Origin of the sequence: Neisseria weixii, assembly GCF_002327085.1 — a bacterium.
In the GTDB taxonomy this organism is placed as follows: Bacteria; Pseudomonadota; Gammaproteobacteria; order Burkholderiales; family Neisseriaceae; genus Neisseria; species Neisseria weixii.
In genome coordinates, this window is the sequence record NZ_CP023429.1 from 288,902 (window position 1) to 313,442 (window position 24,541).

18 protein-coding genes and 8 pseudogenes are annotated in these 24,541 nt (G+C 50.1%); 14 read left to right on the forward strand and 12 right to left on the reverse strand.

Features of this window, described 5'->3' with window-relative positions; all coding sequences use genetic code 11:
- Positions 1-107: 107 nt before the first annotated feature.
- From CGZ65_RS13615 to gltS, 3 genes and pseudogenes are all read right to left on the reverse strand, one after another.
- Positions 108-668: a lysozyme inhibitor LprI family protein gene (locus CGZ65_RS13615; RefSeq protein ID WP_232507479.1), complete on the reverse strand. Its 561-nt coding sequence runs from the start codon at positions 666-668 to the stop codon at positions 108-110.
- Positions 665-1,141 (reverse strand): hypothetical protein, encoded by a 477-nt coding sequence (locus CGZ65_RS13620; RefSeq protein WP_232507480.1) that lies wholly within the window; start codon positions 1,139-1,141, stop codon positions 665-667. The genes CGZ65_RS13615 and CGZ65_RS13620 overlap by 4 nt, the downstream gene beginning before the upstream one ends.
- Before the next feature lie 133 nt (positions 1,142-1,274).
- Positions 1,275-2,494, reverse strand: a pseudogene (gltS, locus tag CGZ65_RS01545) (sodium/glutamate symporter).
- 403 nt (positions 2,495-2,897) lie between these two features.
- Between gltS and CGZ65_RS01550 the strand changes: the two are divergent.
- The 3 genes from CGZ65_RS01550 to CGZ65_RS01560 are packed head-to-tail and all read left to right on the forward strand — an operon-like array spanning position 2,898 to position 5,820.
- Entirely contained in the window at positions 2,898-4,568 is a 1,671-nt protein-coding gene (locus CGZ65_RS01550; RefSeq protein ID WP_096294563.1) for a carbon starvation CstA family protein, read from the forward strand.
- On the forward strand, positions 4,568-4,831 hold the full coding sequence (locus tag CGZ65_RS01555; protein ID WP_096294564.1) for a cory-CC-star protein: 264 nt from the start codon (positions 4,568-4,570) through the stop codon (positions 4,829-4,831). Before CGZ65_RS01550 ends, CGZ65_RS01555 begins: the two co-directional genes overlap by 1 nt.
- Positions 4,831-5,820 (forward strand): ArsA family ATPase, encoded by a 990-nt coding sequence (locus CGZ65_RS01560; RefSeq protein WP_232507481.1) that lies wholly within the window; start codon positions 4,831-4,833, stop codon positions 5,818-5,820. Before CGZ65_RS01555 ends, CGZ65_RS01560 begins: the two co-directional genes overlap by 1 nt.
- A 93-nt stretch (positions 5,821-5,913) precedes the next feature.
- Here the strand turns inward: CGZ65_RS01560 and CGZ65_RS01565 are convergent, their stop codons facing one another.
- From CGZ65_RS01565 to CGZ65_RS01590, 5 genes and pseudogenes are all read right to left on the reverse strand, one after another.
- The gene (locus tag CGZ65_RS01565; RefSeq protein WP_096294566.1) at positions 5,914-6,549 is read right to left on the reverse strand and encodes a uracil-DNA glycosylase family protein; all 636 of its coding nucleotides are present in this window, start codon (positions 6,547-6,549) and stop codon (positions 5,914-5,916) included.
- Positions 6,525-7,071: pseudogene (locus tag CGZ65_RS14840) on the reverse strand (hypothetical protein). The gene CGZ65_RS01565 and the pseudogene CGZ65_RS14840 overlap by 25 nt, the downstream one beginning before the upstream one ends.
- Positions 7,068-7,882 (reverse strand): annotated as a pseudogene (locus CGZ65_RS01575) (DNA-methyltransferase). Before CGZ65_RS01575 ends, CGZ65_RS14840 begins: the two co-directional pseudogenes overlap by 4 nt.
- Positions 7,872-8,685 (reverse strand): annotated as a pseudogene (locus CGZ65_RS01580) (Dam family site-specific DNA-(adenine-N6)-methyltransferase). Before CGZ65_RS01580 ends, CGZ65_RS01575 begins: the two co-directional pseudogenes overlap by 11 nt.
- A gap of 300 nt (positions 8,686-8,985) precedes the next feature.
- Positions 8,986-11,273, reverse strand: a pseudogene (locus tag CGZ65_RS01590) (Tex family protein).
- A gap of 415 nt (positions 11,274-11,688) precedes the next feature.
- Here CGZ65_RS01590 and CGZ65_RS15015 point away from each other — a divergent pair.
- Positions 11,689-11,754 carry a hypothetical protein gene (locus CGZ65_RS15015; protein ID WP_415906971.1) on the forward strand — a complete coding sequence of 22 codons (66 nt, stop codon included), beginning with the start codon at positions 11,689-11,691 and terminating at the stop codon, positions 11,752-11,754.
- A gap of 67 nt (positions 11,755-11,821) precedes the next feature.
- Here CGZ65_RS15015 and CGZ65_RS01595 read toward each other — a convergent pair whose 3' ends face one another.
- Complete coding sequence (locus tag CGZ65_RS01595; protein ID WP_096294567.1) at positions 11,822-12,283, reverse strand: hypothetical protein; 462 nt, start codon at positions 12,281-12,283, stop codon at positions 11,822-11,824.
- A gap of 148 nt (positions 12,284-12,431) precedes the next feature.
- Between CGZ65_RS01595 and prmC the strand changes: the two genes are divergently transcribed.
- The 4 genes from prmC (at position 12,432) to CGZ65_RS01615 (ending at position 15,583) form a co-directional block, all read left to right on the forward strand.
- On the forward strand, positions 12,432-13,247 hold the full coding sequence (prmC, locus tag CGZ65_RS01600) for a peptide chain release factor N(5)-glutamine methyltransferase (RefSeq protein ID WP_096294568.1): 816 nt from the start codon (positions 12,432-12,434) through the stop codon (positions 13,245-13,247).
- A gap of 193 nt (positions 13,248-13,440) precedes the next feature.
- The gene (locus CGZ65_RS01605) at positions 13,441-13,782 is read left to right on the forward strand and encodes a glycine zipper domain-containing protein (protein WP_096294569.1); all 342 of its coding nucleotides are present in this window, start codon (positions 13,441-13,443) and stop codon (positions 13,780-13,782) included.
- A gap of 200 nt (positions 13,783-13,982) precedes the next feature.
- Positions 13,983-15,365, forward strand: coding sequence for a Na+/H+ antiporter family protein (locus CGZ65_RS01610; RefSeq protein ID WP_096296060.1), 1,383 nt, complete (start codon positions 13,983-13,985; stop codon positions 15,363-15,365).
- A complete protein-coding gene (locus CGZ65_RS01615) occupies positions 15,365-15,583 on the forward strand; it encodes a SlyX family protein (protein WP_096294570.1) in 219 nt (72 codons plus the stop codon). The genes CGZ65_RS01610 and CGZ65_RS01615 overlap by 1 nt, the downstream gene beginning before the upstream one ends.
- Positions 15,584-15,667: 84 nt before the next feature.
- Here the strand turns inward: CGZ65_RS01615 and lysA are convergent, their stop codons facing one another.
- Complete coding sequence (gene lysA, locus CGZ65_RS01620; protein WP_096294571.1) at positions 15,668-16,888, reverse strand: diaminopimelate decarboxylase; 1,221 nt, start codon at positions 16,886-16,888, stop codon at positions 15,668-15,670.
- Between the two features lie 6 nt (positions 16,889-16,894).
- Positions 16,895-17,068 (reverse strand): LPS translocon maturation chaperone LptM, encoded by a 174-nt coding sequence (gene lptM, locus CGZ65_RS01625; RefSeq protein ID WP_096294572.1) that lies wholly within the window; start codon positions 17,066-17,068, stop codon positions 16,895-16,897.
- Positions 17,069-17,138: 70 nt separating this feature from the next.
- On the opposite strand from lptM, the gene cyaY reads away from it, so the two are divergent.
- From cyaY to CGZ65_RS01640, 3 genes and pseudogenes are all read left to right on the forward strand, one after another.
- The gene (gene cyaY / locus CGZ65_RS01630; RefSeq protein ID WP_096294573.1) at positions 17,139-17,462 is read left to right on the forward strand and encodes an iron donor protein CyaY; all 324 of its coding nucleotides are present in this window, start codon (positions 17,139-17,141) and stop codon (positions 17,460-17,462) included.
- 50 nt (positions 17,463-17,512) lie between these two features.
- A pseudogene (gene luxS / locus CGZ65_RS01635) lies at positions 17,513-18,018 on the forward strand (S-ribosylhomocysteine lyase).
- A 311-nt stretch (positions 18,019-18,329) separates the two neighbouring features.
- Positions 18,330-19,085, forward strand: a complete 756-nt coding sequence (locus CGZ65_RS01640; RefSeq protein WP_269768637.1) for an Abi family protein — start codon at positions 18,330-18,332, stop codon at positions 19,083-19,085.
- A 249-nt stretch (positions 19,086-19,334) separates the two neighbouring features.
- On the opposite strand, the pseudogene glnE reads toward CGZ65_RS01640, so the two are convergent.
- A pseudogene (gene glnE, locus CGZ65_RS01645) lies at positions 19,335-22,030 on the reverse strand (bifunctional [glutamate--ammonia ligase]-adenylyl-L-tyrosine phosphorylase/[glutamate--ammonia-ligase] adenylyltransferase).
- A gap of 530 nt (positions 22,031-22,560) precedes the next feature.
- Between glnE and CGZ65_RS01650 the strand changes: the two are divergent.
- The 3 genes and pseudogenes from CGZ65_RS01650 to thiS all read left to right on the forward strand — a co-directional run bounded on the left by CGZ65_RS01650 (position 22,561) and on the right by thiS (position 24,532).
- A pseudogene (locus tag CGZ65_RS01650) lies at positions 22,561-23,657 on the forward strand (FAD-dependent oxidoreductase).
- Between the two features lie 22 nt (positions 23,658-23,679).
- Positions 23,680-24,297 carry a thiamine phosphate synthase gene (gene thiE / locus CGZ65_RS01655; protein WP_096294574.1) on the forward strand — a complete coding sequence of 206 codons (618 nt, stop codon included), beginning with the start codon at positions 23,680-23,682 and terminating at the stop codon, positions 24,295-24,297.
- A gap of 40 nt (positions 24,298-24,337) precedes the next feature.
- Positions 24,338-24,532: a sulfur carrier protein ThiS gene (gene thiS, locus CGZ65_RS01660; protein WP_096294575.1), complete on the forward strand. Its 195-nt coding sequence runs from the start codon at positions 24,338-24,340 to the stop codon at positions 24,530-24,532.
- The last annotated feature ends 9 nt before the right edge of the window (positions 24,533-24,541 follow it).

A 24,541-nucleotide genomic window follows, 5' to 3' on the forward strand; every position in this document is an offset into this window, starting at 1 on the left:
GTTATTTGAATTGAAGGCCGTCTGAATATTTCAGACGGCCTTCAATTTTGTTGAGTAAATTAAAAACAGGCTTCTCGAAAAAGTAACCCCTGTTTTGATTTTAGAATTTAGTGAATGGTAAAGCCACGCAGATATTGGGTCCGCTCACGGGTCATACGGGTGTCACATTGCAGTTGCAGATACTCGGCTTGAGCCGGATTATCAGCAGGGGTAGCGGCTTGTAGGCAATTTTGTGATTTGCTTTGAATCCAGCTGCGTTGTTCATCCAAAATACCTTGCTGTACGCTGCGTTCCATATTGTTCCATACGCCGTTGATTTCGGCTTCTGCTTGACGGTTTTGCGCGCGTGCACTCTCTAAGTCACTCATCGAGAATGATGAATTTTGAGAAGATAAGTCTGAATTCGGACTGATGATCTCAGTATGTGAATCCAAACCGATTAAATCTTGCGGTATGCCGTCTGACTGGCTGGCGGCATTGTTTTCCAAAATATCTTCTGGATCGGCTTCTGGCGGTTCATTGAAGGCTTGGGTCGTACTCAGGCGAATGGCTTCTTCTTTAGTCACTGCTTGACCGTCAATCATGACAATGCTTTTTACGCCGTATGGCAATAGGGCGGCGGATAAGGTTTGCGCAGTTGAGGTCACGACATTGTCTTCCAAGCTCACCCGTCGGTTTTGCTCGGTGTGTAGCGGATGGTGGTGGTGAAGCTGTTGCCTGAATAGCTCAGATTACTGCCCATGATTTTTTGCTTGATGATTTCGCCTACGCTGCTGCTGCCGTAAATCAACGGGCTGTTGGTGGCGGCGCTGTTGGCAATATCGGTTGGGATGATGATACGCAAACCGGCGCTACAGAGGGTTTTATTGCCTTCACGCACGGTTTGGGCATCTTCTAAGGTGATATCGAGTAGGGAGCCTGCGGCAATGATTTTATCGGCATCAACAAATTGCCGGCTGTCATTGCGGGCAAACGCACGCGCTTCTTGTTTGATGATGTCTTGGATATTGTTACGGATGTTTTGCACCACGGTAGGGTCGCTACAGGCTAATTCGGTGGTGGTATTCTGCTTGTTTGACTCATCGCCGCAAGCAGCTAACAAACCGGTGGCGAGCGTTAAAGCCAGCAGTCTTCGATACATAATGTTCTCCTTAACGGTGTTGCCGTATTGAAGTAAAGACGGCAATACGCATTTTTGATGTTTCAGACGGCATCATAACAAAAGCACTTGTAACAAGTAAGATGTTGCAAGTGCTTTTTCGTTCATTAACTGATTATTTGAGGAAGTTTAAGAAGCCCGACAAAATAATCACATTGATGATATCGACAAAAAATGCGCCGACCATCGGTACAATCAAGAATGCTTTGTGTGACGAACCAAAGGTTTGGGTAATCGATTGCATATTGGCAACCGCAGTCGGCGTTGCCCCCAAGCCGAAACCGCAGTGGCCGGCAGACAATACGGCCGCATCGTAGTCGCGACCCATTACCATGTAGGTTACGAAGGTTGCATACAGAATCATCACCACCACTTGAACGGCCAAAATAATCGCCACCGGGCCGGCCATACCGGTCAATTCCCACAGTTTCAAGTTCAACAACGCCATGGCCAAGAATAACGACAGCGAGGCATTACCGAATACGTCAATCGCACGGTCAAACATGTTGATTTTGAATGCACTGGTCAAGACATTACGCAGAATCACGCCGAAGAACAAACACCATACAAATTTCGGCAAATCAATCAAATATTGTTTGTCGTAGCTGTCCATGATTTCAGCGAAAGCCAGGCACGCGGCAAACATTGCCAGTGTTTCCACAGCATTGTCTGCGGTAATCAGACGTTGGCGGTGCGCTTTTTCAAAGATGTCATCGTTGTTGTCGTTGGTGTTTTCGTTTGAGATTTCTTCAGGGGAAATCGGTTTGCGGCCTTGGCGGTTAATCAGGCGGCGGGCTACCGGGCCACCAATCAAACCACCGAATACCAAGCCAAATGTAGCGGCAGCCATACCCAAAGTGGTTGCGCCCATTACACCATATTCTTTCTCAAAAGTCGGTCCCCAAGCACCTGCGGTACCGTGACCACCGGTCAAGGTTACCGAGCCGGTCATCAGGCCGATCAGCGGATCCAAGCCTAATATGGTGGCCAAACCGACACCCACAGCGTTTTGTACCACAATAAAAAGCCTACGACCAAAGTAAAAATCACCAATAGCAAACCACCGGCTTTCAAACGTGAGAAATCTGCACTCAGGCCGATAGAGGCAAAGAAAATCAGCATGAAGGCATCTTGCAAAGGTTTTTCAAATTTGAAGCTGACGCCGTACATTTGGTGCAAAATAAATAATACCAAAGCGGCAATCAAGCCACCGGCAACCGGCTCAGGGATGTTGAAATCGCGCAGAATGCGGATTTTTTTCACTAAAAGTTTACCCAAAAGCAGCACCAAGGTTGCCGCAATCAGCGTGTAATAGCTGTTAAATGCCCATTCCATAATAGTTTCTCGCTATAAAAAAAGGGGTTATGAAAGATGATTGACGATATTATGGGATTCGTTAAAGTTTGTCAAAGAGCAAAGCCTATTTTAATCGTATATTTACATTTTGAGTGTTAATGAATATTGATAAGGCCGTCTGAAAAAAATATTAAAACGACATGGCTTAGAAATGAAGAGTCAGGGGGTTTGGATGATTCATCAATCAACTTGGTTGCTGTGCCGGAATGGGAGGTATACGATGAACCGCTATGACAATTTAAGTGAATGAAAAAAGTGTTTCACATGTTCTAAAAACGTTCCAAACCACTGCCGTTAGGTAAGTTTATGTATGCAGGCTATTAAGGTTTGTGATATATAGTCTATGGGTTACATGCAATTACAAATCAATAAGGAGCAACGCATGAGTGCATCTTTACTCTTGATCATAGGCTTGGCTTTAATGGCCTGCGGTTATTTTTTCTATTCGAAATTCATTTCACAAAAGATCTTCAAGCTGGATGACAACTTCGTTACTCCGGCGCATGAAATTAACGACGGTGTAGACTATGTGCCGACCAACAAATATGTTTTATGGGGTCACCATTTTACGTCGGTAGCAGGGGCGGCACCGATTGTAGGCCCTGCGATTGCCGTGTTTTGGGGATGGCTGCCGGCATTTGTGTGGGTGGTGTTGGGCACCATCTTTATGGCCGGTGTGCACGATATGGCGGCGGTGTGGGCGAGTGTACGCAATAAAGGCCAGTCAATCGGCACCATTGCCGGCTCGGCGGTGAACGCGCGTACCCGCAGCCTGTTTATGATTGTGATTTTCCTGCTGTTGCTGATGGTGAATGCCGTGTTTGCCGTGGTGATCGCGGGCATGATGATTAAAACACCGTCTTCTGTGTTGCCGGTATGGGGTGCACTGGTGGTGGCTTTTGTTATCGGACAATGTATCTACCGCTTTAAAATGAACCTGTTGTGGGTATCAGTTATCGGGGTAGTGGCCTTGTACGCCTTGATTTACTTAGGCCCAATATTCCCGATTGTGTTGCCGGAAACCATGTTCGGCTTGCCGGCCAATGCGGTATGGATTATTTTGCTGTTTGTTTACGCAGCGATTGCGTCGTTGCTGCCGGTATGGATGCTGTTGCAACCGCGTGACTACATCAACGGCCTGCAATTGTTTGTCGGTTTGTTTGTGATGTATGCCGCCATTTTCTTAGTGAGCCCGGATGTGGTCGCACCTGCTTTGAATGAAAACGTACCGGCCGGCACTCCGCCGATTATGCCGCTTTTGTTTGTGACCATTGCATGTGGCGCGATTTCAGGCTTTCATGGTTTGGTATCGAGTGGTACGACCTCTAAACAAATCAATCGCGAACCGGATGTGCGCTTTGTCGGCTACTTCGGTGCGATGGGCGAAGGTATGTTGGCCTTAGCCGCAATTTTGGCCGCTACCGCCGGTTTTGCCACTTTGGGTGACTGGGAAGCGGTGTATACCAAATTCGGTGCGGGCGGTATTGGCGCGTTTATCGACGGTGGCGCAGCGATTATGCACGAAGGCGTTGGTTTATCGCCTGAGTTGTCTGCCACCATGTTGACCGTAATGGCGGCTCTGTTTGCCGGCACCACCATGGATACAGGCGTTCGCTTGCAGCGCTATATTTTCCAAGAGTGGGGCGACATTTACCAAATCCAATCCTTCCGCAAAGGCTGGGTGGCAACATTATTGGCTGTCGGTACTTGTGCGCTGTTGTCATTTGGTGCGGGTGGTTTGAAAGGCGACGGCGGTATGCTGATTTGGCCTTTGTTCGGTACCACCAACCAATTGATGGCCGGTTTGACCTTGCTGGTGGTGACTGTGGTGTTGATGAAAGCCGGCCGCAAAGTGTGGTTTACACTGATTCCGATGGTCTTCTTGCTGATTATGAGTATTTTGGCCTTGGTGTTGCAGCTGAAAACCTTCTACGATCAATCCAACTGGCTGCTGGTCGTATTGGATGTGGTGATTCTGATTTGCTCGATTTTGGTGTCGCTGGAGTGCGTTTCCGTGCTCAAACGCGAATGGCCTAAGCGCAAAGGTGCATAATGAACTGGCATGAAAAATGGCAGGCGTTTGCCGAGGGGTTGCAGGAGTTTTACCATGCGCCTTACCGGCAAACGCTCACTCGGGCGTATCGTGACGAACAGGATTTGTTTATGCTGATGATTTTTGCAGAAAGCCTGGGCATACCCAATCCGATGACGTTTTACACGCTCGAGCTGCAGCCCCTGCTGTTGGAAGAATTCCACGATTGGCACTTGCGCATGGGCATGCCGCATTCACCTTTAGATCGATTCGGATGCTGTTAATGGATACATTATTGCAACAAGCGGCGGCAACGCCGCTTTTATTTGTCGGCGGTAAAGGCGGGGTTGGTAAAACCACCCATGCCGCCGCCTTGGCCACACGCTTGGCGAAAATCGGCAAAAAAGTGCTGCTGGTTTCCACCGATCCGGCGCATAGTTTGGGCGATGTGCTGCAATACACACTCTCGGGCACCATCCGCCCATTGACGGACAACTTGGCCGCGTTGGAATTCAATCCGCACCAAATCGCCGACAAACATTACGCCCAAGTCAGCGAATTGTTGGCGGGCTACACCAAGCCCGAGCTGGTCGAGAAAATGCGCCAGCATATCGAAGCGGCCAAAAGTTCGCCCGGCGCGGAAGAAGCCGCGATACTCGAAGCCTTGTGCAAATACATCACCCATCACAAAATCATGGGCTATGAACACGTCGTGTTCGACACTGCCCCCACCGGCCACACCCTGCGTTTGCTCGAATTGCCGCAAATGATGGCCGCATGGACGGATGCTTTGCTGTCACAACAAGGGCGGCAGCAGAAACTGCGCGATGCCGCTTTACCGTTTTGGCAGAAAACCCGGCGGGAAAATACCCTGCTGAGTGAATCGCGCAACCAACGCTGGGACAAAGCCCTAGAAACCTTGGAAAAGCGCCGCCAATTGTTTGCCGATGCCGGGCAATTGCTCGCCGATCCTGCTTATACGTCCATCATTTTGGTGATGATCCCTGAAATGCTGCCACTGGCCGAAACCCGCCGCGCATTGGCGCAACTGCATCATTTCAAACTGCCGTGCAGCCACATCATCGTCAACCAAATCATGCCGCAATCTCAAGCCGACAATGATTTTTGGCAGCAGCGCTATCAGCGGCAGCAAGACATCTTGCAGCAAATCCGCCGCGATTTCAGTCAAGTCAACCTGCATCATTATGCTTTGCAATCCAATGACGTTCGCGGGCTGGATGCCTTATCCGAATTCGGCAGTAAGGGCGCATGAATGAAGAGTGTTTATAAAACCGATTAAAATCAAAAGGCCGTCTGAAACAATATTGTTTCAGACGGCCTTTTCTTGCCACAACATGATTGCTGTTCAATCCGACAGCAAACCCAGCTCCATAAAAAACGCCCGATAAGCCGCCGCTTTCTTTTCCAGCGCCAACGGATAAGCCCGCGAAGACGAAGGCAGACGATACAACCGCAGCGCGCGTTTTGCAAAACACGTTTCCACACACGCCCCGATTTTCGGCTTTGGCGTTTCAGACGGCATCAAAGACAACAAAGTATCCGTCGCCAATTCGCCCGTGGTCATGATGGTATCGCACAGAGGCATGCGTTCAAGCAAAGCCGCCAAATCCACCGGCTCAACGACCTGCAAAAACTTATCCGACGCATTCTCCTGCAAACGCCGCACCCGATACGCCGTATCGTAAACCGCAATTCCCTTGTTTTCCAAAAACGAACGAATCAATGTTTCTTTAAACCGCTTCCCATCTGCGCCTGCATCGATGAAGTAATCCGCATCATCAAAAAACACCAGCCCGAAAATCCGCCACATATCATTTTGAAAATTCGGATAATAAAAATCCATTTTCCAACGCGTACGCGGCGGTGGGAAAGAGCCGAGCATCACCAGCTTGGCATGGGGCGGGGTAAACGGGGCAAGGGGTGGGTTTCGGTAGCTTTCATATCTGGCAGAAATGATTATTCGTGTGGCAATCCCAACCATTTTAAGGGTATTTCATTAAATAAGTAATGGCAGTTCATAGAGTGAATATAGTCCAGTGTATCCTTATAAGAAGGTGACTTAAACCAATCGTTCAATACATAAACATATTCAACTTTCCAACCTAATTGATGAACTAGTTTTGTATATTGCTTGCGTTTAAAATCACAGGTTTGCAATTTTTCATCATCAGAACCGGGAACATGTTGAAACTTAACCTCAATGATAAATAAAGTATCTCGAATAATGATAAATAATGCGTTATCAGGTTCTAGTTGTTTGGAAAGATGATTTCTCCAGTCAATGTTATATGGCTCCTTAGACAGAAACCTATATAGCTCTCTCTTCTTAAAACAATATGCTAACAATTCACCATTGAATAAAATCTGATAGCCGTAACGCTCTATTCCTGTATCTCTTAATTCATAGCCTTCTATTGCTTCAAAAAGTTTGCCTCAAATCGGTTCGAGTTTCAAAATGTAATCCTGTAATAGTATTTCCACCACCGATGCCGCCTTTAATCATATATTTTCCATCCTTTTTTGCGCCAATTCAAAAAACTCTTTTTCCATCTCGCAGCCGCAAAATTTCCGTTTGTTTTGCAAAGCAGCTACGCCTGTTGTGCCACTACCCATAAATGGGTCAAAAACCAAATCGCCGATATTAGAGGCTGCCTGAATACACCTTTCCAATAAAGCCAGCAGTTTTTGCGTCGGGTGTTTGCCAAAGCGTTTTTCTTCTTTACTCGGTGGAGCAATCTGCCAAACGTTTTTCATCTGCTTGCCGCTATTTTGCGTTTTCATCGTTGCATAATTAAACGTATGCTTGGCTTCTTGTTTTTCTTTGCCCACAACAGCGTTTCGGTGGAGTGAGTAAAAAAACGGCACGACAAATTGGGCGGCGGATTGGGCTTTTCCCATGTAATGTTATTCAAAATATGATAGCCGATTGTTTGCATTAAATAGCCGATCAAATAAATATTGTGATACGTGCCGCAAACCCAAATGGTGCCGTTTGGTTTCAGTAGTGCATAACACAACCGCAACCATTCTTCGTAAAACTCTAAATCGCCAGCCAATCCTTTCGATTTATCCCAACCACCTTTATTTACAGAAACCATTTTGCCGTTTTGACAAGTAAAGCCGTCATTAGAAAGAAAATATGGTGGATCGGCAAAAATCATATCAAAACAGCCATTAGGATGTTTATCCAAAATACGGCGCATCACAGTCAATGCGTTTTCATTGTAAATAACCATGCCATCTGAAGCCTGTTTTTTCATAGAGACATGGTAAACCGCTGCTTCTTCTTTTAAGACATTAAAATCATTCACCATAGATTGCCAACAATTCGCCCACTTTTTGTCTACTGCTGCCTTTCGCTGCAATATTGCGCTGAACTTGAACAGTCTCTAAGCGTGCTTCTTTATACAATTTACGGGTAAAAACCGTGTCATGATTGGAAATCAACACACCTTTTGATTGTTCTGAAACCTGTTTGGCTCTTTCTGCCAAACGGTTTTGATTATCCAAACCAAAGCTACCTTTTGCGTAGGAAGTAAATGAAGCAGTTTCACTTAGCGGCACATAAGGCGGATCGCAATACACCACGTCATCATTACTTGCTAATGTTAAGGCCGTCTGAAAATCTCCACATATCAATTCAATACGGTCGGATTTCGTAATAAAACCCTGCATTTCCGATTCAGGAAAGTACGGTACAGCATAGCGGCCAAATGGTACATTAAATGCCCCTTTGCTATTGTAACGACATAAGCCGTTGAATGCATGTCGGTTTAAATAGATAAATAAGGCAGCACGTTCAAACGTTTCCTGGCATTAAACCGTTCTCGCAATTCGTAAAAAAGGACTTCCTGATTATTTTCAGGAATAAAAAATGATTTGGCATAATCAATGAATCCTTGTTTTTCTTTTTTAGAGTTTGATAGAGACCGATTAAATCGGTATTGGTATCGTTGAGCAAATACGCGTCAAACTCCAAGGCCAATGACAGCGCAGCCGATCCCGCAAACGGTTCAATCAAACGTTTACGAGATTGGCTCGGTAAATTAGCTGCAATAAATGGGGCAAGTTTGAACTTACCACCTGCCCACTTGAGGAAAGGTTTGTTAGTGTCCATTTGAAAATTTCTGATTTCCTTCTCTCCAGCCAAGATCGTATGCTGCTTGTGCAGATTTATGCCTTACTGTTCCTGCCTGACTATAAGGTAAATTTAACGACTCTAAAGAGCGCTTTTTATGATCCAATCCGTCAGAAAAACCTTCTTCATAAGCACAAGCTGCACAAAGATGTCTTCCTTGCTCAGGACTTTGGCTTTCTGGAAGATTCTTAAAAGATTAGGCATAGCGATGTTCTTTTTTACAAATTGATGACATTACAGATCTCCTTAATAAATAATTACTCTTACACGGGCTCTATTCTACCGTTTCAACCGCGCAAACGCATCCGCCATCGCGGTATTGCCCACAACTTTTTCACGCGGATTGCGTGGATTGCCGTTGGAACGCGCCTTACCGCTGCCCGATTGGTTTTCAGACGGCCTGTCGCTGTGTTTGGCCTGCGTGCCGGGTTCGTCATCCAAACGCATGGTCAGCGCGATGCGTTTTCTCGCGGCGTCCACTTCCAGCACTTTGACTTTGACCACGTCGCCGGCTTTGACGACTTCGCGCGGATCTTGTACGAAACGATCGGCGAGCGCGGAGATGTGCACGAGTCCGTCCTGGTGGACGCCGATGTCCACGAATGCGCCGAAGTTGGCGACGTTGGAGACGACGCCTTCCAGTATCATGCCTGTCTGTAAATCGCTGATTTCGTTGATGCCTTCGGCAAAGGAGGCCGTCTGAAATTCGCCGCGCGGGTCGCGGCCGGGTTTTTCCAGTTCGGCGAGGATGTCCATGATGGTGGGCAGGCCGAATTGGTCGGTGGTGTAGGCGGCGGGTTTGATTTGGCGGATTTTGTCGCGGTTGCCGATGAGGTCGACGGCGCTGATGTGCAGGTCGTCGAGCATTTTGGCGACGACGGGATAGGCTTCGGGGTGCACGGCACTGGCGTCCAGCGGTTCTTTGCCGCCGTTGATGCGCAAAAAGCCTGCGGCTTGCTCGAAGGTTTTTTCGCCCAAGCGTGGTACTTTTAAGAGTTTTTTGCGGCTGTCGAACGCGCCGTGTTCGTCGCGGTAGGCGACGATATTGTGCGCCAGCGTTTGGTTGAGGCCGGAAATTCGTGCCAACAGCGGCGCGGAGGCGGTATTCACATCCACCCCACGGCGTTGACGCAGTCTTCCACCACGGCATCGAGCGATTTGGCCAGTTGCGATTGGTTGACGTCGTGCTGGTATTGGCCGACGCCGATGGATTTGGGGTCGATTTTCACCAACTCGGCCAGCGGGTCTTGCAGGCGGCGGGCGATGGATACGGCGCCGCGCAGGGAAACGTCGAGTTCGGGGAATTCTTTGGCGGCCAACTCGCTGGCGGAATAAATCGACGCGCCGGCTTCGGAGACGACGATTTTATGCAAACCCATTTCCGGCATGGCTTTCACCAAATCGCCCGCCAGCTTGTCGGTTTCGCGGCTGGCGGTGCCGTTGCCGATGGCAATCAGCTTCACGCCGTGTTTTTTAATCAAACCGGCAAGCGTGGCCAACATATTGTTTTCTTGGTGCAAATACACAATCACCGTGTCCAATAGTTTGCCCGTATCGCTCACCACCGCGCATTTCACACCGTTGCGGTAGCCGGGATCCAGCCCCAAGGTGGTCAGACGGCCGGCGGGGGCGGCCAGCAGCAGGTCTTTGAGGTTGCGGGCGAACACGGTGATGGCGTCGGTGTCGGCGTTTTCTTTCAGACGGCCTAAGGCTTCTAATTCGAGCGACAGGAAGATTTTGGCGCGCCAAGTCAGGCGCACGGTGTCGCGCAGCCATTTGTGGCCGTCTGAAACGTGGAAATGTTGGGCGATTAATGTTTCGTATTCAGAGGCTTGGGTAATCGGCGTGTCATCGGGCTGGTATTTCAGCGCGATGGACAACACGCCTTCGTTGCGGCCGCGTAAAACGGCCAGCGCGCGGTGGCTCGGCATGGTGCGCACGGCTTCGCGGTGGTCGAAATAATCTTTGAATTTTTCGCCTTCGCTTTCTTTGCCGTCCATCACTTGGGCGTGGATTTCGGCTTCATTCCACAATTTTTCACGCAAACGGCCGATGAGTTCGGCATCTTCGGCGAATTGTTCCATCAAAATCGCGCGTGTGCCGTCGAGCGCGGCTTTGGTGTCGGCGATGTCGTCTTTGACAAATGGCGCGGCGGCGGCTTCCACGTCTTGCGGCTGTTCGTTCAACAATAAATCGGCCAGCGGTTGCAAACCTTGCCCGCGGGCGGTTTGCGCTTTGGTGCGGCGTTTGGGTTTGTAGGGTAGGTATAAATCTTCCAGCGCGGTTTTGTTGTCGCAGGCCTCGATTTGCCCGCGCAGGCCGTCTGAAAGTTTGCCTTGTTCTTCAATACTTTTTAACACGGTTTCTTTACGCGCTTCGAGTTCGCGCAGGTATTGCAGACGCTCGGCCAGCGTGCGCAATTGCGTGTCGTCCAAGCCGCCGGTCGCTTCTTTGCGGTAACGCGCGATAAACGGCACGGTGGCGCCTTCGTCGAGCATGGCGGCGGTGGCGGTGATTTGGGCGGCGGTGGCGGAGAGTTCTTGAGCGAGGATTTGGATGATGTTCATGGTGGGTAGTTGGGGCAAAAGGCCGTCTGAAAAAAAAGATTGATTATAGCGGATATGAAGCGAAAAGGCCGTCTGAAACTATGAACTGCACCCCAAAAGTCGGACACCCCGCCAACTTTAAAAGGTGCAGTTTTCTTATGTCCAAATATAATCCTACACTTCAAATACCGAGCCGTACTCCATTATCACCAAGTGCACAGCTGACAGCGCACCGCAGAGCATTTCAACGTCCCGACCAAGGTGTGCTTTACCGCACCGAGGCTTATCGGGCGAAACCGGCTGAGAAAGGGATTGTGCAAAGTATGTCGCGCAAAGGCACGTTGGGACAATGCGCCGATGGAGCGTTTCTTCGGTACATTAAAAGAAGAGAGCTTCTATCAGGAAGAGGCGTTATCGGTACTACAATCATGAACGGATTAGTTTAAACTTAAAAAAGCTGAGTCCTGTGGCTTACAGAATCCAGCTTGAAAAGGCTGTTTGAGAAAGATTTTTAACTTGTCCAAGAATTGGGGCAGTTCATAGTTTCAGACGGCCTTTGAAACCAACACTTAAAACACAAATTTATTCAACACCGCCGCCAGGCAAAACAGTGCGGAAACCGCCATGCCGACTTTTAAAAACGACCAAGTACGTGATACGGCTTCATCGGTGATGGCTGCCTCGATGTCGTCTTCCACCGCAATTTCAGGGTAGCGCACATCGTTACTGCCGACATACCAGCCGCCGTCATCGCCGACTACTTTGGCCGATGGAAACGCTTGTGCGATTTCAATCATGCGTTCTAAAAAGGCATCGCTCGGATTTTTCACGCGTAATTCGCCACCACCGTATTCCATAATGTTTTCTTTGAAATCGCAATGGTAGAAAAAATCGAAAATGCCGTGGCGGTCTTTGCGGATTTTGAAGCCGAATTGTTCGGTTAAGATTTGGCTGACCTTGTCGAAATTCTGCAAATCTGAAAAAGCGGCAGCCACATCAGCCTTATCACTGATGAATACCAGTTGGTTCATGTTTTCTTTCCCGTAATAATTTAAATTTTATGACGATATTAAATCACGGTTTATTGCGTCAGTAAACCGTATATCTGATATTTAATACCGTTTATCAAATTTTTAACACTGATATAATGGCAGCAGTTGAATGAAAAGGCCGTCTGAAATGACTTTAGAACAATGGTTGCGCCAATCTGCGCTGCCGAAAAACGAAGCGCGCATGTTGCTGCAATACATCACGGGCTACTCGCGCGTGCAGTTGGTTACGCAGGGCGATGCCGAAATGCCGTCTGAAACCGCAGCAAAATTGGAGGCAGTGGCACAACGTCGTCTGGACGGCGAGCCGATGGCCTATATTTTGGGTGAACGCGAATTTTACGGGCGCATGTTTATGGTTAATCCGCATGTGTTGATTCCGCGCCACGAGACCGAACATTTGGTCGAAGCGGTAATGGCACATTTGCCGCAAGGCGGCAAGGTGTGGGACTTGGGCACCGGTAGCGGCGCGATTGCCGTCACCATCGCACTTGAGCGGCCGGATGCAGAGGTGCGCGCTTCCGACATCAGTAGCGGCGCATTGCAAACCGCACAAAGTAATGCACAGTATTTGGAGGCAGCGGTAGAGTTTTCGTTAGGCTCGTGGTTTGACGTGGACAGGCCGTCTGAACCGTATAGCTATGATGTGATTGTGTCGAACCCGCCTTACATCGAAGCAGAAGACGAACATTTGCAGCAAGGCGATTTGCGTTTCGAGCCGCCGGCAGCGCTGACCGATTTTTCAGACGGACTAAGCTGTATCCGCGAATTGGCGGCCGGTGCGCCGCAGTATTTGAAAAACGGCGGCTGGTTGCTGTTGGAACACGGCTATAATCAAGGCCGGGCGGCACGGGAAATTTTGAAGGCGAACGGATTTGTGAAAATAAATACTTTACAAGATTTGGCCGGACTTGACCGCATTACTTCAGGCCAATGGTCTGCCTGATTTCAGACGGCATGAAATCAAGACAGGCCGTCTGAAAGTCACATCAAGTAAATATTTCCAGTTGGCACGGTTTACCGAGACTTACCTGCTTTTGCCCAATCTATAAGAACGAATCGGTCAAGAATGGGCATAATAGGCATACATTCACTGTAGTATGTGTGATGAAAAATGACCGAGCAGAAGGAGGCCTGACATGACTTCATACAAAAAATATTGTGCCGTAGCACTGATGTCGGCGGCATTGGTGTTGCCGAGTACCGCCGTACACGCGCGCGGTACGTCGAATCAAACCAAAGCCACTATTGTCGGTGCAGCGGCCGGTGCGGTGTTGACCGGAGCCTTGGGCGGCGACGGCCAAAGTATGTTGCTCGGCGCAGCAGCAGGAGGCTTGGCCGGTAACGCTTATGCCTACCACAACAAAAAAATGGAACAGAAAGAAAGCCGCGGCTACCGCCATTACAAAGTGTCGGATAAGAAATACAAGAAACACAAAAAATATGCCAAATACCGCCGCCATCACCGCGATTGGGATTAATGATCGGACAATTGATACGGTGTTAATAAACCGAACATCAATTGCCAAACAAAGGCCGTCTGAAATTTCAGACGGCCTTTGTTATCTTGGCATTTTATTGCCTTATCTGTTATGCCGATGTAAATTTATGTTATGATAACATTTCCTTTTTGATGTTCCATCAAGAAGCTGTTTCTTTACGACAAAAACGGAGAAAAGGCATGAATGCCGTTGTAATTGCAGTAGTGGTGATGCTGGCCTTGTCGCTGGCCAGGGTGCACGTGGTACTGAGTTTGGTGATTGGCGCTTTTACCGGTGGTTTGCTTGCCGGTATGCCGTTGGCTGATTTGAAAGATGCCGCCGGTGCGGTGTCGCAAGAGGGTATTATTACCGTGTTCCAAAACGGTTTGGCCGGCGGTGCGAAAATTGCGCTGTCGTATGCCATGCTGGGCGCTTTTGCGATGGCGATTACCCATTCGGGTCTGCCGCAGCAATTGGCCGGTGCCGTGGTGCGTAAGTTGAATAACGGCGGTGTGCCGGATCAGGTCAACCGCAGCGGCAACCCGGTTAAATGGGCATTGCTGCTAGTATTGCTGGTGATGGGGATTATGAGTCAGAACGTGGTGCCGATTCATATTGCGTTTATCCCGATGATTGTGCCGCCGCTGCTTTTGGTGTTCAACCGCCTGCAGCTTGACCGTCGTCTGCTGGCCTGCGTATTGACGTTCGGTTTGGTCACGACGTATATGTTCCTGCCGTATGGTTTCGGCGCGATTTTCTTGAACGAAATTCTGCTGAGCAATATTAAATCTGCCGGCTTGAACACCGACGGTTTGAACGTGATGCAGGCGATGGCGATTCCGGCATTGGGCATGGTCAGCGGCTTGGTATTGGCGTTTGTCCACTACCGCAAACCGCGCGTATATCAAAACAGCCAAATCGACACCGATAACAACGATGCCAGCACCAAACAGCCTGAGCCGTCGTCTTACCGCAGCTTGGTAGCTGCCGTGGCGATTGCCGTGTGTTTCGCCATTCAGTTGATTTATGACGATGCCTTGCTGTTGGGCGCGATGCTGGGCTTTGCTGTATTCATGACCTTGGGCGTGGTAAAACGCAGCGATGCCAATGATGTGTTCGGCGCGGGTATTAAAATGATGGCGATGATCGGCTTTGTGATGATTGCCGCACAAGGATTTGCTGCCGTGATGAAAGCAACCGGCGACATTCAGCCGCTGGTCGACGGCAGCATGACCGCGTTCGGCGGCAGCAAAGGCATGGCCGCATTCACCATGCTCTTGGTCGGCTTGCTGGTCACAATGGGTATCGGTTCATCGTTTTCAACCCTGCCGATTATTACCGCGATTTATGTGCCCCTGTGCATGAGCTTGGGTTTTTCGCCGCTGGCTACCATTGCCTTGATTGGTACCGCCGGTGCGCTGGGCGATGCCGGTTCGCCTGCGTCGGATTCCACACTCGGCCCGACCATGGGCTTAAATGTAGACGGGCAACATGACCATATCCGTGATTCTGTGGTGCCAACCTTTATCCACTACAATATCCCGCTGATGATTGCCGGCTGGATTGCTGCCATGGTGTTGTGATGGAAGATTTGGAAAACCGTATCATCGAGCTGGAAATTCAGACTGCCTTGCAAGACGATCTGATGGCCAGCTTGAGCGATACCATCGCCAAAATGCAGCAAACGCTGGATTTGCAGCAGGCGCAAATGCGGGTGCTGTATCAGAAAATGCAGGATAAGGGGGCGAATGGCGAGCGCGAGGCATACAGTTTGCGCGATGAGATTCCGCCACATTATTAAATTGATGTTTTGAAACTCATGAAAAGGCCGTCTGAAAGTGGAATGCTACTTTCAGACGGCCTTTTCGTTGTAAACATCAAACCCTTACAAACAAGCCAATTCGTTGGCCATTTGCTGTTCCGAGGTTTCGCGTTGGCGGATGAGTTTGGCTTCGCTGCCGTTGACCAGCACTTCCGCTGCGCGGTTGCGGGTGTTGTAGTTGCTGGCCATGCTGGCGCCGTATGCACCTGCGCTGCGTACAGCCAGTAAATCACCGGCTTCACAGGCGATTGGGCGGTTTTTGCCGAGGAAGTCGCCGGTTTCGCAAATCGGGCCGACGATGTCGGCGGTAAACGGGGGAATGTCTTTTTGCTCGACGTTTTCAATGTGGTGGTAAGCGTCGTAAAGGGCAGGGCGCATGAGGTCGTTCATGGCGGCATCGACCATCACGAAGTTTTTCTCTTCGCCGGTTTTAACAAATTCCACGCGCGTGAGTAAGGTGCCGGCATTGCCGACCAAGCTGCGGCCGGGTTCGAGAATCAGCTTCAAGTTGCGGCCGGCCAAGCGTTGTTGGATTTCGGCGGCATAGGCAGCCAAATCCGGCACGTTTTCATCTTTATAAACAATGCCCACGCCGCCGCCTAAGTCTAAGTGTTCCAAGACAATACCGTGTTCGGCCAAGGTATCGGCCAGCAGCAAAATGCGCTCGCAGGCTTCGACCAACGGGCTTAAATCGGTGAGCTGTGAGCCGATGTGGCAGTCGATGCCGACGATTTTAAGATTCGGCTGTTTGGCGGCGTGTTGGTAGGCCGCCAAGGCATCGGCGTAGGCAATGCCGAATTTGTTGGCTTTCAGGCCGGTGGAGATATACGGGTGGGTTTTCGGATCGACATCGGGGTTAACGCGCAGGGAAACCGGCGCGGTGATGCCGAGTTTGGCGGCTACTTTTTGAATGCGGTCGATTTCGGGAATGCTTTCCATATTGAAGCATTTCACACCGGCATTGAGCGCAAATTCGATTTCGGCTTCGCTTTTGCCGACACCGGAAAAAATCACTTTCGCGGCATCGCCGCCGGCTGCCAACACGCGTGCCAGTTCGCCGCCGGATACGATGTCGAAGCCGCTGCCCAGAGCAGCAAAGTGTTTGATGATGCTTAAATTGCCGTTGGCTTTGACCGCATAGCAAATCAGCGGGTCGAGCGCGGAAAAGGCGCAAGTGTAGGCGGCAAATGCTTCAGTCAGCGCGGCTTGGCTGTAAACATACAGCGGTGTGCCGAATTCTTCGGCCAAATGAGTGTGGGGGACTTGTTCGCAGTAAAGTGTCATAATCGTTTAATCTGGTGATTGGGAGGTGGGTTCTTTGGCGTTGCGGTTAAATTCGAGGCCGGTCTGAATCACGCCGAAACGCGCTTTGTCGCCTTCTTTGGGCAGATACAAATCGCCTTTGTAACCGCAGCCCGACAGTAAAACCGCCGCCGCAACCGATAAAAATACGCAGGATTTCATGGGAAAACTTTCGTGTTGAGCGTGAATGTGGCAAGATTGAGTATCTTAAACAAAAAACACACAAAAAGCCATGATGACCGAGAGTGAATTTATCCGCCACACGGAAGAATTGTTCAGCCACATCGAAGACCAAATCGATGAAAACGGCTGGGATTTCGACTGCCAATTTGCCGGAAACGTATTGACCATCGAAGCCGGCGACGGTACGCAGATTATCGTCAACCGCCATACGCCCAATCAGGAATTGTGGATTGCAGCCAAAAGCGGCGGTTATCACTTCACCGAAAAAAACGGCCAATGGTTGTCCACCCGCGACAACAGCGAATTTTTCACCGTATTAAACGAGGCCTTGAGCGCGGCTTCGGGCGAAGACGTTGCCGTGGCGGCGTTATAAACCGAGTGCCCCAATCATTTCAAATACCGACATTTAAGTAAGGAAAAACCATGCCTTTATTAGACAGCTTCAAAGTTGACCACACACGCATGCACGCCCCTGCCGTGCGCGTGGCCAAAACCATGACCACCCGAAAGGCGACACCATTACCGTGTTCGACCTGCGCTTCTGCATTCCGAACGAAGAAATTTTGCCGGAAAAAGGCATTCACACGCTGGAGCATTTGTTTGCCGGTTTCATGCGCGACCATTTGAACGGCGACGATGTGGAAATCATCGACATTTCGCCGATGGGCTGCCGCACCGGTTTTTACATGAGCCTCATCGGCGCGCCGTCTGAAAGCCAAGTGGCCGACGCATGGCTGGCTTCGATGAACGGTGTGTTGAACGTGCAAGACCAAAGCAAAATTCCCGAATTGAACGAATACCAATGCGGCACTTATCAAATGCACTCGCTCACCGAAGCGCAAGACATTGCCCAAAACGTGTTGGTGCGCAAAGTGGCCGTGAATAAAAATGAAGATTTGACTTTGGACGAAAGCTTGCTGAATGCGTAAGCGGGGTTGAAGGAAAGAGAGAGGCTGTCTGAAAAGGTATTTTTCAGACAGCCTTGTTCCGTTAAACAAATTCTTATATAATTCACAGCAATCGTGGGCTAGTCAATGGTCGGCGTTAAAGGAAACTTTATCGGCCGGCTACACTAGCCCCTTGTCTTATCTGAGTTTACCCATGACAACAAAACCCTTTAAAGAATATGATGAATTGATTTCATTGCTGCGACAGCGTGAAATGATGATTTCTGATGAGGGATATGCGAAAAAGAAATTGACACAGGTAGGCTATTACCGGTTGTCGGGATTCTGGCTATATTGCAAGAGAGCCATCAAAGGATAATCCGCAGCTTTCCGGGAAATTCCTGTCTGATTGTGATTTTATTCAAATTTATCGTCTGTATATTTTTGATAAAAAATTACGTTTGCTTTTGCTGGATATTATTGAAAGATTTGAAGTCCATTTCCGTACAGTTCTTGCTCATGAAATGAGTAGGACAAATCCTTTAGCATATCTGGATAAGCAGGTAATCAATCCTAAATTTGAAGACCGCTATGCCCAATGGCAGCAAAAGCTGAAAGAAAAAATCAACAGCAGTCGGGATGATTTTGTGTTATGGCATAAGAAAGAGAACAAACCTTTACCATTTTGGGCAGTGGTGGAGACATGGGATTTCGGCATGCTTTCCAAGTATTTTTCTATGCTGAAAAGACGGCATCAGAATGAAACCGCTAAGCGGTTTAATGTGGATAATACAGCTGTATTGATTAACTGGTTAAATGAAATCAACATTGTGCGGAATCAGTCTGCGCATCATTCCCGGGTATGGAACCGAAAAGGTAACCCGATTGAAATATTGGACAACGTATTTTTTAATCAATGGAATTTATCGGAAGAAAGCAGAAAACGTTTATACCCGAGAATGTTGGTGTTGTGGTATTTAATCAGTCAGACCAGTGAAAATTATCAATGGTTAGATAAAGTTCATAATCTGATTAAGGAAGAATTTCCTATGGTACCAAATGCTAAATTAAAGTCGATGGGTATCATTGAAAACCTTTTTCTAAGCTGAATGATGTAAGAAGGCCGCCTGAAAATAATTTTCCGGCGGCTTTTATTTAGGCTGAGACCTTTGCAAAACTCCCTGAAAAGCCACGGCACCAAGAATCGACGTCATTCCCGCGCAGGCGGGAATCCATTTTTGAGCCTGGCAAGCCATTGAATAAAATAAGTTTCTGAAATTTTAAAATGGATTCCCGCCTTTACGGAAATGACGGCTGTTTTGGTTTTTCTTGATGGTTCATGAGATTTTGCAAAGGTCTCAGGCTGCGTAACACGTTTTCGCCTCTTCCCCAAACACCGCCAGCCACAGCTTCCGAACGCTGTCATAATGCCCCAGCAACACATCATTCACTTCCACTTTGCCGACATCGCGCAGCTTGGTGTTGTGCTGCTGTTGGCGGTAGAAGCGGTAGGCGGTGCGGCTTTGTCCGGCCAGTTGTTTGTTGATCAAACCGCAGTCGGCGGCGATGTTCAAAAGGGCGATGTTGCCGTAGTTGTCGAGCAATTCGGGGTGTTGGCGGGCGTGTGCCAAAATCAGGAATTGCACGATGAATTCGACATCGACCACGCCGCCGCGCGCGTATTTGACGTTGCTGTCGACGGGCGGATGGCTGGGGAACATTTTTTCGCGCATGCCGATGATTTCGCGTGCCAGTTTGGCAGTGTCGCGCTCGGTGGTGAGAATATCGGTGCGGATGCGGTCGAATGCCGTCTGAATTTCGGGCATGCCGCAGATAAAGCGGGCGCGGGTAAGGGCTTGGTGTTCCCATGTCCAAGCGTTTTCGCGTTGGTATTTTTCAAACGCGGCCACGCTTTGGGCGAGAAAACCGCTGTCGCCGTTGGAGCGCAGGCGCACATCGACATCGTAGAGCGTACCCGCACCAGTAGGGGTGGAAAGCCAGTTGGTCAGGCGGCGGGCAAAGCGGATATACACGTCTTGCGCCTCGGGATCGTTGTCGTCAAACAGGTAAACCAAGTCTAAATCCGAGGTATAGCCCAATTCTTTGCCGCCGAGTTTGCCGTAGCTGATGACGGCAAATTGCGGTGTGTCGCGGTGTTTTTTCGGCATATCTGCCCACACAAACGGCAGCGCGGCGGCAATCACGGTGTCGGCCAGTGCGGAGAGTTCGTCGGAGAGGGCTTCAATCGTCCGCAAGCCGGCCAAATCCTGCACCGCCAAACGGAACAGCTGGGCGTGTTGGAAATGGCGCAGGATGTCCATTTGCGCTTCGGTGTCGTGTTTGCAGTTGTTGAGGCCGTCTGAAAGCTCGGCGGCCAGCTTAGTCCAATCGAAATCGGTTTCGAGCAGTTGGGTGCTGATCAGCTCATCGAGCAGAATCGGGTATTGTGTGAGATAAGCGGCCACCCACGAGCTTTGGCTCATGATTTCGGCCAGTTGCTGCAGGATTTGCGGGTGTTCGTTGATAAAGGCGAGATAAGCCGAACGGCGGCTGATGTTTTCCAGAAAATCCATCAGACGTATAAAGGTGTCGGTAGGATTGGGTTGCGCGGCGGCGGCCTGCATAAAGGCGGGCACAATCGCATCAAAGCGCGGCTGGGCTTGCGCCGACAAATGGCGGTATTTGTGGCTGCCGCGCAATTGGTCGAGGCGTGCGGCTACACTGCCGGCATGGAAGCCGTGTTCGTTTAAGCGGTGGGCGCGTTCATCTTCATCGGGTGCTTCCTGCCAAGCCCACAGCCATTCGTGGTTGCTTTCGGTGACTTCACTTTCGGAATCGCTCAAAATTTCGTTGAACAAAGCATTCACGCGGCTGCGGTGGGCGTTTAGGCCGTCTGAAAAAGCGGCGTAATCGGCAAAGCCCATGCTTTCGGCCAGCAATTGCTGCTGCTCGGGCGTGGTCGGCAGGGTTTGCGTTTGCTGGTCTTCCCAATATTGCAGGCGGTGTTCCACATCGCGCAAAAAGCGGTAGGCTTCCAGCAGCACGGCAACTTGTTCGCCCGGGATAATGTCCAATTCTTCCAGTTTCAGCAGTGTTTCCTGTGTGCCTTTTAATTGCAGCGCACGCATTTGGCCGCCGCGTATCATTTGGAAAATCTGTGCGATAAACTCGACTTCGCGGATACCGCCGGCACCGAGTTTTATATTATCCGCCAAGCCTTTTTTGCTGACTTCGTTGCGGATTTGGCGGTGGAGGCTGCGCATGGCGCTGTAGGCGTTGTAGTCCAAATATTTGCGGAATACAAACGGACGGATTAATCCTTAATATCATTGGGATACGGTGTCACCACGCGGCCTTTGCACCACGCATAGCGCTCCCATTCGCGCCCTTGCTGAATCAAATATTGTTCTAAGGCGGTTTCGCTCAATACCAATGCGCCCGAATCACCATCAGGCCGCAAGCGCATGTCGACGCGGAATACCCAGCCGTCGGCGGTGACGTCATTCAACAGCGCAATCAGCTTCTTGCCCACGCGTGTGAAAAATTCCTGATTGTCGCGGTCACGCTTGCCGTCGGTTGAGCCCGATTCGGGATACACAAAAATCAAATCAATGTCGGAAGACACGTTCAACTCGTAACCGCCGGCCTTACCCATCGCCACCACGCTCAAATGCTGCGGCCCGCCCGTGTAGCGGCCGATGGGCGTGCCGTACATGTCTTGGTAATAGGCATAGGAAAAATCCAGCGCCATATTGATGGCAAAATCGGCAAACAGCGTAATTGTGCGCGTGACTTCGTCCAAATCGCTCAAACGATTCACATCGCGCACGATGATTTGCGACACCACATAGCGGCGCAACTCGCGCAATTGCTTGGCCAACTCTTCTTCGTTTTCATCGGCGCGGATTTTGTCCCAATCGGCAAAGGCTTGGAAATCTTCCATGCTTAAAACTTTGTGCAGCATGGGCTGAAAAACGTCCGCGTTCAGACGGCCTGAATCCAAATTACGGGCGAGAAACGGAGAATAGCGGCGGGCGGTGTCAAGCAGGGTCATGATGGTGGGTAAGTGAGAAGGGAAAGGTTTATCATAGCAAAGAAAACAGGCCGTCTGAAAGGGTTTAACAGGTTGAAATTTCTAGAATGCGGTTAGGGTTATTAATTCAGTATTTCAGATAATTAAATTTTGCCTGGCAGAAACTTTTAGAGCCTACAGTCAATCCGCTGGCGCAGCCGAATGGAGTAGGGTTTTGGCAGGATAAAAGCTCGGTGTTTGAGCTGCCCAAAGGCAGCGAGTTCGAGCCTGCTGCCAAAATCCTGCGTAGTGAGGGAAGTTCGCCCCAAAGGGCGAACCTGCAACTGCGGCCGCCTTTCTTTTGCCTACTTTTCTTTGGCGAAGCAAAGAAAAGTAGGTGGCAGCGCGGCCATGAAGCGCAAACTTTAAAATAACATCAATCTTCAATCATAGCTCAATCAATCTTACTAAACCCTTGATACATTTCAAAATTCATTCAGACGGCCTTTATCCGCATCACTAAATTATTTACAATGACATACAGTCATTTTTCGATCAAAAAAGAGCAAAAGATGAAACACATCGCAGTATTGGGCGGCGGCTTGTCGGGTCGTTTCACCGCATGGGGTTTGGCGCAGCAAGGCTTTGAAGTGTCGCTGTTTGATAAGGGTACGCGCACGGGCGAGCAGGCGGCGGCTTATGTGGCGGCGGCCATGCTCGCGCCTTTGGCCGAATCGGTGGAAGCCACACCGTTGGTGGTGGAGCTCGGGCGGCAAAGCATGGATTTGTGGCGCGATATCACAGGCCGTTTGAAAACGCCGGTGTTCCATCAGGAAAACGGCAGCCTGATTGTGTGGCATGGGCAGGATAAGCCTTTGTCGCGTGATTTTCAGCAGCGCTTAAGCCGCGCCAATCAAGGGCAAAACCCGACTGTACGCTGGTATGCCGCCGATATTGCCGCTCATGAGCCGCAACTGGCCGGCCGTTTTTCAGACGGCCTGTATTTGCCCGGAGAAGGCCAGTTGGACAACCGCCAAGTGCTGGTGTCGCTGGCCGATACGCTGGAAGGCATCGGTGTGCATTGCCATTAGCAAGAATCGCGTGAAGTGGCTGATTTGCAAGGATTTGACGGCATTATCGATTGTCGCGGTTATGGTGCCAAAACGCGTTGGAACAGGCCGTCTGAACCGAGCCGTTTGCGCGGTGTGCGCGGCGAAGTGGCACGCGTTTATGCCCCGAAGTCAGCCTGAACCGCCCGGTACGCCTGCTGCATCCGCGTTATCCGCTCTATATTGCGCCGAAGGAAAATCATCTGTTTGTGATCGGTGCGACCCAGTTGGAAAGCGAAAGCAATGCGCCGGCCAGCGTGCGTTCGGGTTTGGAGTTGTTGTCGGCACTGTATGCGGTGCACCCCGCTTTTGGCGAGGCTGAAATCCGCGAAATTGCTGTCGGCCTGCGCCCGACTTTACACCACCATAATCCGGAAATCCGTTATCATGAGGCATCGCGTTTGATTGAAGTAAACGGCCTATTCCGCCATGGTTTTATGATTTCACCGGCGGTGGCAGGCGCGGCAGTGCGCTTGGCGGTCAATTTGTTCGGCGGCGGCGCGATTGTCCAATCCGATGCCGGAACCGGCTTGGATTACGTGCGCCTAGCGGCCGTCTGAAACCCCTATAAGGAAACCCAAAATGCAGTTCCCAAAATTAGTTAAACCTTTGAAATTTTATGCAGTTGTTCCGACCGCCGACTGGGTCGGACGTATGGTAAAAGCCGGTGCGGATACGGTACAGCTGCGCAATAAAGAATTGAGCGGCGATGCCTTATACCGCGAAATCGAACGCTGCGTTGCCGCCTGCCGAGGCAGCGATACCCAGCTTTTCATCAACGACCATTGGGAAATGGCGGTGAAAGCGGGCGCGTATGGCGTGCATCTGGGGCAGGAAGACATGGATACCGCCGATTTGGCCGCCATCGAAGCCGCCGGATTACGCTTAGGTTTGAGCACGCATTCGGTGAGCGAGCTCGACCGCGCCTTATCAGTGAACCCGAGCTATGCCGCCAGCGGGGCGATTTTCCCGACCACCACCAAGCAAATGCCGACTGCGCCGCAAGGCTTGGATAATCTGCGCCAATATGTGCAGCAGGCAGGCGATACGCCGGTAGTGGCCATTGGCGGCATTGATTTGGATAACGCACGCGAAGTGTTGGCAACGGGTGCGGCCTCGTTGGCCGTGGTGCGTGCGGTCACTGAAGCGGCAGACCCGGAAGCAGCGGTGAAAGCGTTTCAGGCCTTGTGGGATGAATAAGCCGTCTGAAACATTTCAGACGGCCTGAAGGAAAGTTGGCATGAACATTAAACTTAACGGCGAAGATTTTGAATTTTCAGGAAAAAACGTGTCCGATTTGGTGGCGGCGGTCGAGCCTGCGAAGCCGTTTGCCGTGGCGGTGAACACGCAATTTGTGTCTAAAGGCGTGTATGGGCAAACGCTATTAAATGAAAACGATGCGGTCGATATTGTGCGGCCGGTGGTCGGCGGCTGAAGCGGAAAG

Excerpts from the sequence above, each read along its gene's own strand:
- CGZ65_RS13620 (WP_232507480.1), bottom strand. The coding sequence starts at position 1,141 with ATGTATCGAAGACTGCTGGCTTTAACGCTCGCCACCGGTTTGTTAGCT.
- CGZ65_RS01550 (WP_096294563.1), top strand. The coding sequence starts at position 2,898 with ATGAGTGCATCTTTACTCTTGATCATAGGCTTGGCTTTAATGGCCTGC.
- CGZ65_RS01555 (WP_096294564.1), top strand. The coding sequence starts at position 4,568 with ATGAACTGGCATGAAAAATGGCAGGCGTTTGCCGAGGGGTTGCAGGAG.
- CGZ65_RS01560 (WP_232507481.1), top strand. The coding sequence starts at position 4,831 with ATGGATACATTATTGCAACAAGCGGCGGCAACGCCGCTTTTATTTGTC.
- CGZ65_RS01565 (WP_096294566.1), bottom strand. The coding sequence starts at position 6,549 with ATGGTTGGGATTGCCACACGAATAATCATTTCTGCCAGATATGAAAGC.
- CGZ65_RS01595 (WP_096294567.1), bottom strand. The coding sequence starts at position 12,283 with ATGAACCAACTGGTATTCATCAGTGATAAGGCTGATGTGGCTGCCGCT.
- prmC (WP_096294568.1), top strand. The coding sequence starts at position 12,432 with ATGACTTTAGAACAATGGTTGCGCCAATCTGCGCTGCCGAAAAACGAA.
- CGZ65_RS01605 (WP_096294569.1), top strand. The coding sequence starts at position 13,441 with ATGACTTCATACAAAAAATATTGTGCCGTAGCACTGATGTCGGCGGCA.
- CGZ65_RS01610 (WP_096296060.1), top strand. The coding sequence starts at position 13,983 with ATGAATGCCGTTGTAATTGCAGTAGTGGTGATGCTGGCCTTGTCGCTG.
- CGZ65_RS01615 (WP_096294570.1), top strand. The coding sequence starts at position 15,365 with ATGGAAGATTTGGAAAACCGTATCATCGAGCTGGAAATTCAGACTGCC.
- lysA (WP_096294571.1), bottom strand. The coding sequence starts at position 16,888 with ATGACACTTTACTGCGAACAAGTCCCCCACACTCATTTGGCCGAAGAA.
- lptM (WP_096294572.1), bottom strand. The coding sequence starts at position 17,068 with ATGAAATCCTGCGTATTTTTATCGGTTGCGGCGGCGGTTTTACTGTCG.
- cyaY (WP_096294573.1), top strand. The coding sequence starts at position 17,139 with ATGATGACCGAGAGTGAATTTATCCGCCACACGGAAGAATTGTTCAGC.
- thiE (WP_096294574.1), top strand. The coding sequence starts at position 23,680 with ATGCAGTTCCCAAAATTAGTTAAACCTTTGAAATTTTATGCAGTTGTT.
- thiS (WP_096294575.1), top strand. The coding sequence starts at position 24,338 with ATGAACATTAAACTTAACGGCGAAGATTTTGAATTTTCAGGAAAAAAC.